General features: G+C 47.7%; 13 protein-coding genes. 10 read left to right on the forward strand and 3 right to left on the reverse strand.

Annotated features, from left to right (window positions below):
• The 4 genes from QXV08_RS00720 to QXV08_RS00735 all read left to right on the forward strand — a co-directional run.
• Positions 1 to 357, forward strand: a 357-nt coding sequence (locus QXV08_RS00720; RefSeq protein WP_342821369.1) for a hypothetical protein, incomplete at its 5' end; no start/stop codon positions are given.
• 1 nt (position 358) lies between these two features.
• Positions 359 to 1,876, forward strand: a complete 1,518-nt coding sequence (locus tag QXV08_RS00725; RefSeq protein ID WP_342785750.1) for a radical SAM protein — start codon at positions 359 to 361, stop codon at positions 1,874 to 1,876.
• Between the two features lie 49 nt (positions 1,877 to 1,925).
• Positions 1,926 to 3,437, forward strand: a complete 1,512-nt coding sequence (gene metG / locus QXV08_RS00730; RefSeq protein WP_342785752.1) for a methionine--tRNA ligase — start codon at positions 1,926 to 1,928, stop codon at positions 3,435 to 3,437.
• Complete coding sequence (locus QXV08_RS00735) at positions 3,438 to 4,436, forward strand: ROK family protein (protein ID WP_404990993.1); 999 nt, start codon at positions 3,438 to 3,440, stop codon at positions 4,434 to 4,436.
• 105 nt (positions 4,437 to 4,541) lie between these two features.
• On the opposite strand, the gene QXV08_RS00740 is transcribed toward QXV08_RS00735, so the two are convergent.
• On the reverse strand, positions 4,542 to 5,876 hold the full coding sequence (locus QXV08_RS00740; protein WP_342785756.1) for a hypothetical protein: 1,335 nt from the start codon (positions 5,874 to 5,876) through the stop codon (positions 4,542 to 4,544).
• Positions 5,877 to 6,015: 139 nt separating this feature from the next.
• Between QXV08_RS00740 and QXV08_RS00745 the strand changes: the two genes are divergently transcribed.
• Positions 6,016 to 7,014, forward strand: coding sequence for an isoaspartyl peptidase/L-asparaginase (locus QXV08_RS00745; protein WP_342788078.1), 999 nt, complete (start codon positions 6,016 to 6,018; stop codon positions 7,012 to 7,014).
• Between the two features lie 2 nt (positions 7,015 to 7,016).
• Entirely contained in the window at positions 7,017 to 7,625 is a 609-nt protein-coding gene (locus QXV08_RS00750; protein ID WP_342785760.1) for an HAD family hydrolase, read from the forward strand.
• On the opposite strand, the gene QXV08_RS00755 is transcribed toward QXV08_RS00750, so the two are convergent.
• Positions 7,592 to 8,377 carry an ATP/GTP-binding protein gene (locus tag QXV08_RS00755; RefSeq protein ID WP_342785762.1) on the reverse strand — a complete coding sequence of 262 codons (786 nt, stop codon included), beginning with the start codon at positions 8,375 to 8,377 and terminating at the stop codon, positions 7,592 to 7,594. The two genes, QXV08_RS00750 and QXV08_RS00755, sit on opposite strands and share 34 nt — an antisense overlap.
• Before the next feature lie 6 nt (positions 8,378 to 8,383).
• A complete protein-coding gene (gene amrS / locus QXV08_RS00760) occupies positions 8,384 to 9,466 on the reverse strand; it encodes an AmmeMemoRadiSam system radical SAM enzyme (protein WP_342785764.1) in 1,083 nt (360 codons plus the stop codon).
• A gap of 52 nt (positions 9,467 to 9,518) precedes the next feature.
• On the opposite strand from amrS, the gene prs reads away from it, so the two are divergent.
• The 4 genes from prs to QXV08_RS00780 all read left to right on the forward strand — a co-directional run bounded on the left by prs (position 9,519) and on the right by QXV08_RS00780 (position 12,738).
• On the forward strand, positions 9,519 to 10,421 hold the full coding sequence (gene prs, locus QXV08_RS00765; protein ID WP_342785766.1) for a ribose-phosphate diphosphokinase: 903 nt from the start codon (positions 9,519 to 9,521) through the stop codon (positions 10,419 to 10,421).
• 20 nt (positions 10,422 to 10,441) lie between these two features.
• Positions 10,442 to 11,452, forward strand: a complete 1,011-nt coding sequence (locus tag QXV08_RS00770) for an RsmD family RNA methyltransferase (RefSeq protein WP_342785767.1) — start codon at positions 10,442 to 10,444, stop codon at positions 11,450 to 11,452.
• Complete coding sequence (locus QXV08_RS00775) at positions 11,442 to 12,191, forward strand: ribonuclease Z (RefSeq protein WP_342785769.1); 750 nt, start codon at positions 11,442 to 11,444, stop codon at positions 12,189 to 12,191. Before QXV08_RS00770 ends, QXV08_RS00775 begins: the two co-directional genes overlap by 11 nt.
• A 256-nt stretch (positions 12,192 to 12,447) precedes the next feature.
• On the forward strand, positions 12,448 to 12,738 hold the full coding sequence (locus QXV08_RS00780; RefSeq protein ID WP_342785771.1) for a hypothetical protein: 291 nt from the start codon (positions 12,448 to 12,450) through the stop codon (positions 12,736 to 12,738).
• Positions 12,739 to 12,761: the final 23 nt, after the last annotated feature.

Genomic DNA, 12,761 nt, shown 5'->3' on the forward strand with positions numbered 1-12,761 from the left:
GCTTCATTGATAAGTGAATGTGGTGAATCACTAACCGTGCTAGTTGACTCAGTCGACGGTAACGTGGAGGAGTTAAAGAACCTTGTTCTCAGATATGCCGTGAAAAATAGGGATAGAAGGATAACCCTAATACTCCACAAGGAGGCTCACACTAGACCACTCGAATTAATAAGAGATAGTATATTGAATAACCATGTCTACTCATTAATTATATACGAGCTTGAATCAAGAGGCAAGGCCCTGGAGCTACTAGAGAAACACGTCTGCAACGATAGCATCCTTGTTTTAACCACGCGCGATAACCTGGAGGAGCTATCGAGAAGGCTAGATGGTAAAGTATTATTCGAGGTCGTGTAAAATGGGGTACGAGATAGTTCTCACATCCGATCGAACAATGATGAGTAATCATCACGGCAAGGAGTTCCTGGGATTCATAGCTACAGGACCCCCGATAGCTATGCCGGAATCCCTGTGGATGATGCTGGCAGCACCAAAGGTCAAGGTGGATGATGCGGGGAGACCCAGGGAGGCTCCTTATGGAATGAGGAAGATAGAGGCTGTGCTGAGGGATGCAGGCTTCAATGCCGCTATAATCGACCCAGACTACATAGGCAAACACTTGGACTCGATGAAGATACTGATGCTGAGCCACCACGATTACTTCGCATATGGTCCTCCAAGCAGCGAATGGTGGAGTATAACAGGGATGGAGCCGATTAATAGGAGGAGCTTTATCAAGTTCATGAATAGCCCCGTTGTGAGGAAGGCGAAGGAGAAAGGGGTAAAGATAATAGTGGGTGGACCGGCTGCATGGCAGTGGCTCTACGAGCTGGAACTAATGGATAAATGGGGGGTAGACACGATTGTTGATGGAGAGGGTGAGAAGGTTATAGTAGAGCTCGTTGAGAAGGCGTTGAGGAATGAGCCGTTGCCACGCTACGTGTACGTGGGAGCAGGCGACGTACCCGGGGTCAACGAGATCCCTGTTATAAAGGGTGCTAGTGTTAATGGATTAGTTGAGATAATGCGTGGTTGTCCCAGGGGGTGTAGATTCTGCAGTGTTACACTGAGACCACTGAGGTTTATTCCCCTCGAGAAGATACTTTCCGAGATCGATGTGAATATAAGGAGCGGGTTGAAAGGCGTCATCCTGCATAGCGAGGATGTACTACTATATCATGCGGACGGGGTGAAACCTAGACCCGATCCAATATTAAGGCTCCACCGCGAGGTATTAGAGAGGATAGGTGAGAAGAGGAGCCTTGCATGGTCCCATGTAAGCCTTGCAGCAGTCAAGTACGCTGAGGAAAACCACAAGCTCATCTCTAAATTAATGAATGAACTAGTGTTGAATAAGCACCGTAGGTTCCTCGGGGTGGAGGTAGGCATTGAGACCGGAAGCGTTAAACTGGCATATGAGATAATGAGAGCTAAGTCAAGCCCCTATCCTGTCGAGGAGTGGCCTAATGTAGTGGAGGACGCCTTCAGGATCATGCATGAAAACAAGATTATCCCGGCTGCCACGGTAATCCTCGGTATCCCCGGTGAAACACCCGATGACGTTGTGAAAACCATTGAGTTGATTGAGAGGCTTAAACCATATAGGAGTATAATAGTTCCAATGTTCTTCGTGCCCATGGGTGCATTAAAGCATAATACATGGTTTCTACGCGACCACTTGAAACGTGAGCATATCGATGCATTGCTCGCAATGTATAACCACACTATTTACTGGGCGGAGGACATAATGAATAAGTTCTACTTCAGTGAACCATATCATGCTCCATTAAAGCTCCTTCTCAAGTACTTCATTGGATACGTGAGGAGGCAAGTGAACAGGTATGTCGGCAGACTTGAGGAAATAATTAAAAAGTGAGATAACATTAATCAACTCTCAATGAATAGGAATTCAGTGGCGGTCTAACATGAGTGTGTTTTATGTGACTACACCGATATATTACCCTAATGCACCACCACATATAGGGCACGCGTATACAACAGTGTTCGCTGACGTACTTGCAAGATTCCACAGGTTGACCGGTAGCAATGTCTTTTTCCTAACCGGTAATGATGAACATGGATTAAAGATCCAGAGGGTTGCGGAGAGGACTGGAAAACACCCTAAGGAATATGTTGATGAAATGGCTAACCTGTACAGGGAGTACTGGAGAACATTGAACATCTCATACGACTATTTTATAAGGACAACTGACCCCTACCATGAGAAAGCCGTTAAGGAAGCATTTAACTACGTATACGGGAAGGGCTTGATATATAAGGCAAAGTATAGTGGGATGTACTGTGTGGACTGTGAGAAGTATTATTCACCGGGCGAATACACGGAGGTTGAGGGTAAGCCCTACTGTCCAATCCATAACAAACCCTTGGAGTACCTGGAGGAGGAGACGTATTACTTCAAGTTATCGGAGTTCAAGGATTACTTACTGGATGTACTTGAGAACCGGGATATAGTGTATCCATCCCAGTACGCTAGGGAAGTAGCCTCCAAGATAAGGAATGAGGGACTAAGGGATGTCTCGGTTGCTAGGCCTGTTGAAAGGGTGTGGTGGGGTATCCCGGTTCCATTCGATGACAAATACGTTATCTACGTATGGTTCGATGCTTTAATGAACTACCTAAGCGGGATAGGGTATCCTGATGATAAGGAGAAGAACACGCTCTACTGGAGCAACGCGCATCATATAATAGGCAAGGACATACTATGGTTCCATACAGCCGTATGGTTCTCCATGCTGAAAGCACTAGATATGCCTCCCCCGAGGAGGGTAATAGTTCACTCATATTTAATCAACAAGGGCTTAAAGATAGGTAAGAGCGCCGGTAATGTGATATCTATAGAGGAACTAGTGGAGAGATATAATGGTAGCGACGGCGTGAGATACCTGCTCTCAAGGATATTTAACATGGATAAGGACAGCGAGGTCTCCTTCGAGTTACTTGACAGCATCTATAACACGGAGCTCGCTGACACATTTGGAAACCTGGTTAGGAGAGTTGGATCGCTAGCGTTAAAAAAGATGGGTGGCAAGGTATATAAGAGGAGTATTGATGGGAATGCAGTCGATGTAATTAGCAATGGCATCGGGGCATACCTCGACGCCATGAGGAGCTATGAGGTCTCTAAGGCCCTGGAGCACGTGATGAACATAGCTAGATACGCTAACCAATATATCAATGAAACCAAGCCCTGGGAAAAGTCTAATCCAAGCAAGGAGCTGTATACGTTACTGGAGCTGATTAAGGCTGCAACAATACTGCTTCACCCATTCACGCCACTGGCATCTTCGAAACTAGCCTCCGCATTCGGGTTTGAAATAGAGAACCCAGTGAACATGGAGCCAGGGAAAACTGAGAGATACACCATCACTGATGCACCGATACTCTTTAGAAAAATCCAGGTGAAACAAGAGGGATAGATGGTAGGAATGGCCAGGTATCTAGCGGTAGACCTGGGTGCAACTAAAACCAGGATAGCCCTGTGCAGCCGGGACAGGATACTTGATAAAACAGTTTTTCCCACACCTAAAACCGGTGATAATACAACGATAGCTGAGTCAATAGTTGCGAAAGCTAGGGAGAAATGGGGTGGTATACTAGACAGTGTAGAAGCTGTTGGAGTGGCATCAATAGGTCCACTGGATTTAAGGAGAGGAGTCATTGTTAAGCCGCCTAATCTATTATTCAATGAAGTAAAGCTACTAGAACCCCTGGAAAGAATGCTCGGTAAGAGAGTATACGTTGTAAATGATGCCGTGGCCGCTGCTTGGGGAGAGAAGCACTTTGGCTCTGGAAGAAGCTTCGAGAACCTGCTCTACGTGACGCTGAGCACTGGTGTAGGAGGCGGCGTAATAGTGAATAATCATCTCTTACTAGGCAAGCAGGGAAACGCGCATGAAATAGGCCACATCGTGGTTGACTACAACTCGGAACTCAAGTGCGGTTGCGGTGGCTACGGGCACTGGGAGGCCTACGCTGGTGGAAGAAACCTACCAAGAGTAGCGAGGTGGCTGCTTGAGAGGAACCCAGGGCTAGCCTCAGGCAGCCCCCTCGCCGAGAGAATCTCAATGGGGGAGCAGGTGACAAGTATAGATATATTTACACTCTACAGGAGCAACGATCCCCTCGCCCTAGAGGTGGTGAAGCAGTTTGTTAAGGCAACGGGAGCTGGACTAGCTTCAGCGATAAACTCATATGATCCAGAGATAGTCATCATAGGCGGAGGAGTATTCATCAACAATATTGATATACTGCTTGAACCCGTAAGGAGGGAAGCAGAAAGAAACATCGTGACAACCCCGCCCCTAATACAGCCAACAACGCTTGGAGACGATGTAGGATTATACGGGGCATTAGCGCTGGCTATTAAGCCCCCGGAGGAACTCTTGAAGCTACAATCCTCGATAGTTACCCACTGACTTCCTCCCTGCCCTGAAGGGCGAGGCTTTCGGTTGTAAACGCTTCCGCTGGGCAATCCTATATAGTTGACACCTGAATACACCTCGTTCTAGAGGCGGCTTCTACTAGTAGTTAGACCCACGTACTTGTATTATGGTGATTGCCTCTAGGACCGCTGCCAGCAGTAATAGTAGTATACCTGTTAAAACTATTGCAAGATACTTTCTACCGGTTTCCAGCCTTGCAACGGAGGATGCTAGTATAGAGTACGCGAGTAACTCGGTGATTGCGTAGGGGTATAGTAGGATGGAGAGCGTTCTTAAAGCGGTGTCTAGCGGGGAACCGTAAATCGTTAAACCGATTATTATCCCGGCATTACTCACCCCCGATGCTAGGGCCAGCGAGCCCATTGGAATGATTGATGGGATCGATATAGAGAGATTATTGAGGAAAATCATCATTATTAAGCTGTATAGCGGCATGGATGAAGTAATATTCCTCACACCTTCTGACACACCTTTAAATAACCCGCTGTAAACAGGGTAGCCGGCTATACCAGTCGCCATCCCTGCTATAAGCAGTATATAGGTTAGCGTTATGTTCACCGCGAGTATGAATGGATAGCTTTTATCCCTCAGTATGTGGTTCAACGCGAACCATGCTAGGCCTAGTGATAGATTAGAGACAAAGCTGTATGGTACACCCATGTAGGCGAGACCCCATGTAAGCCCCAGTATAAATAACACGGCCCCAATAACACGTGGAGTCAGCGAATCCCTCTCTCCCTCAGTTACCTCCTGTTGCAGTGGGCCAGGTGGATTCGGGTGGGTGCCGTGTACACGTGTAATATGATTATTGAACTCCTCGATGACCCTGTATGATAAATATGATGCGTAGAGGCCGAGCGTGGCCACGGTTAATGCTAGATCTAAAGCAATACCGGCTATCGAGTAGTCCCCTGAGTAATTACGGCCCAATAACACCTTCTCCTCCTCTGCCACATGTCTTCTAACAGCCTTCCTAGCGAGTACTAGTATAACTGGATAAGCACCTGTGAGAAGCACTAGGAGGATGCCTGTACTGGGTGATGGAAGAGTTGAGGATGTGACAGCGTTGCGTATGTATAGTAGGGCCCCGTTGAAGTCTCTTCCACGAGTGAAGTAGTATGTTACAACACTGCTTTCATAGAGGTGTTTCTTGATAGAGTATAGTAGATAGTATGATGAGAGCGCTGAGGAAATAAGGTATGCGAGAATAAATACCGTAGACGGTGCCAGCGTTGCAGGGATGCCCTGTGTGCCTAGCACTGTATTGATGTTGCATAATATGATTAACACTGCTGGAGCAATAAATATACCCGGCAATACATGGATGAAGGGGTTTTCCTTTTTAAATGTGATCGAGGAGACGACCTGGGATAACTCGTCGCTGACGTCGCCCCCCATGGTTACACTGTCCATTCACTCTCACCACGAACCTGGTATCTATCTTTATCTGGAAGCTAGTTAAATACTATATTTAAGGGTTCCCATATATGGGAATACTGGGGTTCATTCATAGCTGCCTTAGAGTTTTAAACTGTATGTAGTAATCTATACCATGATGGTGAAAGACGTGGTTAAGGCCCTTATTCTCCATGGTGGAGCTGGAAGCTGGAGGGATGAATCTATTAGAGTTAAAGCCGAGAAGGTTGTCGAGGAGTGTACCAGGCGTGCTTGGCGGATACTCGGGGAATCTAATAACGCCCTCAACACAGTAGTCGAGGCCGTGAGATGCATGGAGGACTCAGGAATCCTTAACGCTGGCTACGGCTCTACCCTTGATCTACTCGGCGGGAGAAGCCTTGATGCCGGTTTAATGACTTCAACAGGTCTCCTCGGCGCTGTTGCAGCTGTGAAGGCTACGCGTAACCCGATCCTGCTGGCTAGAATAGTCGCGGAGGAGACACCCCATGTACTACTGGCTGGCGGGAGTGCCGATGAATTAGCAGTGTTAAAGGGTTTGCCTCCATTGCCACCGCCGCCTCCACACGTTGTTGAGAGATATGTTCAGGCAGCTAGGAAGCTACTGGGTGGAGACTTGAAGCAGGAGTACTATATGAAGATACGTGAATTCGTGTATAGGCATGATAACTCATATTACACTATGCTCAAGGAACTTGTAAACGTCTACGATACAGTGGGGGCTGTGGCACTGGATGAAAAAGGAGTCTTAGCAGCGGCAACGAGTACCGGGGGAGTTATATTGAAGCTCCCCGGCAGAGTAGGAGACACGCCAATACCTGGGGCTGGGTTCTACGCGTCGAGCAGTACAGCCTGCAGTGCTACAGGGATCGGTGAATACATTATAAGGGTGATGCCGTGTCTGAGGCTAGACATTGAGGTCTCAGGTGGCATGGATCTCGAGGAGGCACTCGGAAAGATAATGTATTATACTGAGAAAACCGTTGGACAGGATGCACTCGGATTCATTGGTGTAAGCAGGGATGGCAGGATATTCTATGCGTACAATACTGATGGCATGCTAATAGGGTACATGAGGGATGGTGAGGAAATATATGTTGCATCACAGCACCCAGTTAAGGTAAAGGTAGTTTAGGGATGAGCTGTATCGAGACAATAGTCATAGATGTAGATGGAACACTGATACCAAACCTAGTAGACTTCGATAAACTCAGGAGGAGAATAAGGGAAGAACTAGGTGTGAACCACGAATTAAGGCCGCTTGGACTATCGCTCTCCAGGCTAGATATACCCGGGGAGAAGAAGAAGCGGGCATGGGAAATGATTGAGGAGGAGGAGTTAAACTCCATAAGGCTCCTTGACCCCAGCTCAGTGAGCACCAATATCAGTGAAGTAAGAAAGATGGTGGAGGATGGATTCAAAGTAGTGATAGCCACCCATAGAAGCAAGAGGACCCTTGAACCGTTGCTGGAGAAGCTGGACCTGGCAAACTATATTAGTGAGTACGTGACACGTGACTACTCTATTGACAGGGTTGAGCAGTTGAATTATTTAAAGGCCAAGTACGGCGAGATAGTTTTTATCGGGGACACTGTGTACGATGAAGAGGCCTCGATCAAGGCTGATGCAAGGTTCTATAGGGTTAAATCATACACGGAACTAGCCAGCATACTGGAGTACTTGAGACTGGAGTGCTCTAGGAGCCGGGAGCATTACAACACCGGATTGGGCTCTTCTGTTAAATAGTCTTCGCCCCCAGCTAGAACCCTCTGTATCGCTGCGTAAAGAGAATCGAATCCCTCGCCTGCAGTGTTGGAGACCGGTACTATATCGAATACCAGTAGTTTCTCGAGGAGCTGGGAGATCTCTGCCTCACCCCATATTATACTGGCCTCCCTATCATTAACTATCATGGAAGCCAGCGTCTCAGGGTCTTCAAACATGTTTAAAAGCTCCTCTAACACTCCTTCTCCAAGTAGATCAGTCTTCGTCAACACGTTTACCTGGGGGTATCCCAGTCTCACATACGTCGATGCCGCTAAGAGTAGCGATGAGAATATATTGGAGCTCCGGGTCATATGCACAGAGTCCATGAGGTATAATGAGACAGCTTTTGCATTACCGATCAAGGATCTCAACACGATTGAGCCGGTGTCCCTGAAGGCGAAGAGCTCCATCTGGCCAGGGGTATCAATCAATATGTAATTCGCCTTCAAGCTATCCACGAGGTCCTGGAGCTCCTGTATATTGGATATCAGCATATCTATAGATGCTATCAACGCGCCGTTGGGACCTAAACCCGTTTTCCTCATGACTTCACGGGCATCCACGTAGTCCCTTACATCTATATCCGGGTCATATGGGACTTCCTCGACAGCTGGGTCGAGGTTTATTATTGCTGCATCGAGCTGGTGTGATGTTAGATATGTGTATAATGCGCTGGTTAACGAGGTCTTACCGCTTCCAGCGGTCCCCAACACCACCACGAAGTACGGCATCCAGGGTCACCAGTACATGTATCCCTTATTACCGTGGAATCTTCCTGCAAAGTTCAATCTATAACCGCATTTAGGGCATTTAAAATCCTCCATGAGCCTCCATTCAACAATATAGAAGCCGTTTCTCTCCACAACAAGGGAGCCGCATCTAGGACAATAGGTATTCTCTAAGGAATGCCCCCATACATTACCTATATAAACATGCTTCAATCCCGCCTCTCTAGCCGCTTCGGCATGCCTCTCCAGCGTCTTAACAGGTGTTGGAGGGATATCCTGCATCAGGTAGTCTGGGTGGAATCTCAGGAGGTGGAACGGCGTCTCCTCCCCGAGGTTCTCGGCAATCCATTTAGCGAGGCCCACCGTATCCTCTATTCTATCGCCGACACCTGGAACAATGAGGCTCGTCACTTCGATCCACCAGCCCTGTCTCTTCATCTCGATGAGGCTCTCATATATTGGTGAGGGATCCGGTACACCCATGTACCTCCTATAGAACTCCTTATTACCGGAGGCCTTGAAGTCTACTGTTACTGCATCCATGAGTTTACCGAGCTTCCTAATGGCCTCAGGCGTCATATAGCCATTTGTAACCATCGTGTTGAACAAGCCCTTCTCCCTGGCAAGCCTGGCGACATCATACATGAACTCGTAGAATATCGTCGGCTCATTATATGTGTAGCTTATTCCATCACAACCGTTACCTAAGGCCTCTTCAACCACTTCTCGGGGTTCATACGGCTTCCCGAAGGCACCATCCCTCCTTGACTGGCTGAGCACCCAGTTCTGGCAGAATCTACAGTAGAAGTTGCATCCAACTGTTGAAATAGAGAACGCGCATGCACCGGGGTTGAAGTGCATTAAGGGCTTCTTCTCTATGGGGTCTGGGTTAGCAGCTGTAAGCAACCCATACACCAGCGTGTAGAGCCTGCCTTCATGATTATATCTAACACCGCATGCCCCATAGGCTCCCGGCACTATGATGCATCTCCTATGGCATAGGTTACAGCGTACCCTCCCGTCTCCAAGGGGCTCCCAGAAATCTGCTTCCCTAACCCATGGTAGGTCGGGGGAGAACTTCAAGCTTCTCATCCTCTTAAATAAAATTGTTTAGACCCGTATTATAATATACTGGTGACTCGTATTGGTTAAGGCTGTTGTAACCGGTAACTACCCTGATGGATTCAATATAGCTAGGGGAGTCAATGCCGAAGTAATCGGTATCACGGAGAAAGTGTTCCCCGATGGAGAGCAATACGTGAGGCTTGATGAGCCGGATAAGATAAGGAATTCCACGATCCTCGTTATTTCAACCATGTACCCTATGCAGGATCAATCCCTTCTGAAACTATTAATCCTAGCCGACGCCCTAGCAAGGAACCAGGCAAGAGAGTTCATCGGGGTAATACCATACCTGGCCTACTCAAGGCAGGACAAGGTATTTATGCCGGGGGAGCCTGTATCGGCCTCGACAGTGTTAAGGATCCTTAAATCAGCCGGTTATAGCAGACTCGTAGTTGTGGACTTCCATAGCAATAGCCTGCTAAGCGATTTCAAGCCGTACCTTGTAAACATCCTTGTCTCAGACCTCCTTGTTAAAGCAGTGATGGATAAGCTGGATAAGCCGGTCATCCTCGCCCCTGATAAAGGTGCCTTGGAGAGAGCCAGGTTTGCTGCTGAAAGCATCGGCTTAGACTACGATTACCTGGTTAAATCAAGGGACAGGGTGACCGGGGTTGTGAGCTATGCTCCTAGAGAGGTGAGCGTTGAGGGAAGGGATGTCGTGATAGTTGATGACATAATAAGCACGGGTGGAACGATCGCCGAGGCATCAAGGATCCTCTTGAAGCAGGGAGCTAGAAGAATATTTGTCGCTGCATCCCATGGATTAATGATCGGCAATGCGTTATCGAGGATTATGGATGCAGGTGTCCAGAGGGTAATATTAGCCAACACGCTTGGCGCAAGGCTGGAGCACCCGTTAGTAGAGTATGTTGATATATCGTCGAGGATAGCCAGCGTGGTGAGAGAGTTAATCCAGGCCTAGGGTAACCGTGGTCCACGGTCATGGAGGCATTAATTAACTACTTCCTGCTAAGAGGAGACAACGAGGCCCTTGGACGGGGAGAGCTTAAAGCATTACTCGAGGCATACGAGTGTAGAGACGCCGCTATAACATGCTACACGATGCTCTGTATAGTTAGACATAGATGCAGGGATGTAGCTGGGAGGATAGTGAGGAGGGCCGGCTACATAAAGGAGGGTGGGCTACTCTTAGCAGTTGACAACCCCTATGATCCACTAGTGATCCTGGAGAAACACTTGCTCGGCGATGGTGAGGTACATGCATCAATACTGAAAAACAGTGTCAGCAACACTGTAGCCGAGAAGTATATCTCATACCTCGGGGAGAAACATGGCGTAAGAATAGTGAACACTGGGAGATCTAATCTCAGGTTATTGTTCAGCGATGGATTAGTCTTCATAGGGTTGAAGACTGTTGAACAGGACTCTAAAGGCATGTACTATAGGAGTGGAAGGCATAGGCCGTATAAGAGAAGCATAGCGTTAACACCTGATGTGTCGAGGCTACTGGTGAACCTTACGAGGATCAGGGAGGGGATGGTGTTATTCGACCCCTTCGCCGGCACGGGCAGTATATTACTGGAGGCTTGGTCCATGAATATCAGGGGGATCGGTGTTGAAGTGGACTGGAAGCTTGTTCATGGAATGGAGGAGAACCTTAGATTCTATAATACAAATGCCATACCTATTCTAGGCGACTCCACAACCCTGGATTTAACCAGCGTCGACGCTATAGCAACCGATCCCCCCTATGGAAGAGGAGCCAGCATGCATGGCCGTAGCTACCTTGAGTTATACAGCATGTTCATTGATAAAGCATGGAGTATACTAAAGAATAATAGCTACATGAGTTTTATGACTCCAGTGGAACTTGAGGAAGTGGTGGGCGAGCTACTATGCCGCAGCGGCTTCACCGAGGTATCAAGGTATTATCAATACGTTCATGGAGGGCTTACAAGAGTGATCTACGTGGTGAGGAAGAATGAGCACTAAAGTATTCTTCCTGGGTACCGGGGCAGCAATACCGGTTACCAGGGGACTCCCCTGCATAGCCCTAAGGGTGGATTCAAACATATACCTACTAGACGTAGGCGAGGGATGCCAGTCAAGGATGCTTAAAACTGGTTTAAGCCCCATCAAGGTGAAAGCTGTCTTCGTAACCCACCCCCATGGAGACCACTATCTCGGGCTCTTCGGACTCCTCCAGACAATGGGTTTAATGGGTAGGAAAGAAGCTCTTAAACTAGTTGTCCCAAGAGAGGTAGAGGAGCATATTAGGGTTGTAGTCGAGAAGAAGTTGATGAGACCGGTCTTCCCCCTTGAGCTAGCCGTGATAACCAGCGGCGAGGTCTATCGTGATGAGAAGATCAACGTGGAAGCATACCCGGTTCAACACGGTGTGGAAGCATATGGGTTCCGTGTTGGAATAGGCAGGAAATCACTATGCTACACTGGGGACACTATGCCCTGTAATACCATTGTTGAGAACTGCAGAGGGGTGGATGTATTGATTCATGAGTCAACGTTTACGAGTGAGATGAGTAGTGAGGCACGTGAGGAGTATCATTCAACATCCAAGGATGCAGCCCTGACAGCCATCGAAGCCGGGGCCTTATCCCTTGTGTTGACACATATAAGTGCGAGGCATAGTGATGAAGAAGTATTGAGGGATGCATTGAGATTCTTCTCGAACACTATTGTTGCCCGCGACTTCTCAATCCTCTACCTCTGATCTCCTCCTGCTTTAAGGTATGGGGTTCACTGGTTCCCTGTATTTACTCGAATTTACAACTGAAAGCCTCGTTTTTTAGGGCGGGGATGGCGAAAGGTTTATAAGCTTTCTATCTAACTATCTATCTAGGGACTATGAAGCTCAAGTGCCCTAGATGCGGGTATGTCTGGGACTACAAGGGAAAGAACACGTACTATGCAACATGCCCTAGGTGTCTAAGCAAGGTTAGTTTGAAGAGGTATAGGGTCGAGTAGCGATGAGTAGCGATGAAGGTTTCCTAACCCTGACCATTGGGATGAGGGTTAGGCCCGAGCCCGAGGTAGTAGACTTACTCAAGCGTTATAGAAGTGCCCTGAACTACGCTATTGAGTGGATAGTGAAGCACTCTACAAGGATTGACAAGAAATATAGAACTCCTAGCCTCTCAACAGTACACAGAAACCTATATGAAAAGCTCAAGAGAGACTTTGGCTTGCCATCACGAATAGCAGTTGACTGCTACAGGGAAGCCTCCGGCTGCTGTTTTGGTTTTCATGAAAGTTTATAAGGGTTAATATCAAAATTCTTACT

Origin of the sequence: Desulfurococcus sp. (assembly GCF_038881575.1) — an archaeon.
Lineage (GTDB): Archaea > Thermoproteota > Thermoprotei_A > Sulfolobales > Desulfurococcaceae > Desulfurococcus.

What these genes read in the sequence shown, in the direction of transcription:
- QXV08_RS00725 (WP_342785750.1), top strand. Translation starts at nt 359, where the DNA reads ATGGGGTACGAGATAGTTCTCACATCCGATCGAACAATGATGAGTAAT.
- metG (WP_342785752.1), top strand. Translation starts at nt 1,926, where the DNA reads ATGAGTGTGTTTTATGTGACTACACCGATATATTACCCTAATGCACCA.
- QXV08_RS00735 (WP_404990993.1), top strand. Translation starts at nt 3,438, where the DNA reads ATGGTAGGAATGGCCAGGTATCTAGCGGTAGACCTGGGTGCAACTAAA.
- QXV08_RS00740 (WP_342785756.1), bottom strand. Translation starts at nt 5,876, where the DNA reads ATGGACAGTGTAACCATGGGGGGCGACGTCAGCGACGAGTTATCCCAG.
- QXV08_RS00745 (WP_342788078.1), top strand. Translation starts at nt 6,016, where the DNA reads ATGATGGTGAAAGACGTGGTTAAGGCCCTTATTCTCCATGGTGGAGCT.
- QXV08_RS00750 (WP_342785760.1), top strand. Translation starts at nt 7,017, where the DNA reads ATGAGCTGTATCGAGACAATAGTCATAGATGTAGATGGAACACTGATA.
- QXV08_RS00755 (WP_342785762.1), bottom strand. Translation starts at nt 8,377, where the DNA reads ATGCCGTACTTCGTGGTGGTGTTGGGGACCGCTGGAAGCGGTAAGACC.
- amrS (WP_342785764.1), bottom strand. Translation starts at nt 9,466, where the DNA reads ATGAGAAGCTTGAAGTTCTCCCCCGACCTACCATGGGTTAGGGAAGCA.
- QXV08_RS00770 (WP_342785767.1), top strand. Translation starts at nt 10,442, where the DNA reads ATGGAGGCATTAATTAACTACTTCCTGCTAAGAGGAGACAACGAGGCC.
- QXV08_RS00775 (WP_342785769.1), top strand. Translation starts at nt 11,442, where the DNA reads ATGAGCACTAAAGTATTCTTCCTGGGTACCGGGGCAGCAATACCGGTT.
- QXV08_RS00780 (WP_342785771.1), top strand. Translation starts at nt 12,448, where the DNA reads ATGAGTAGCGATGAAGGTTTCCTAACCCTGACCATTGGGATGAGGGTT.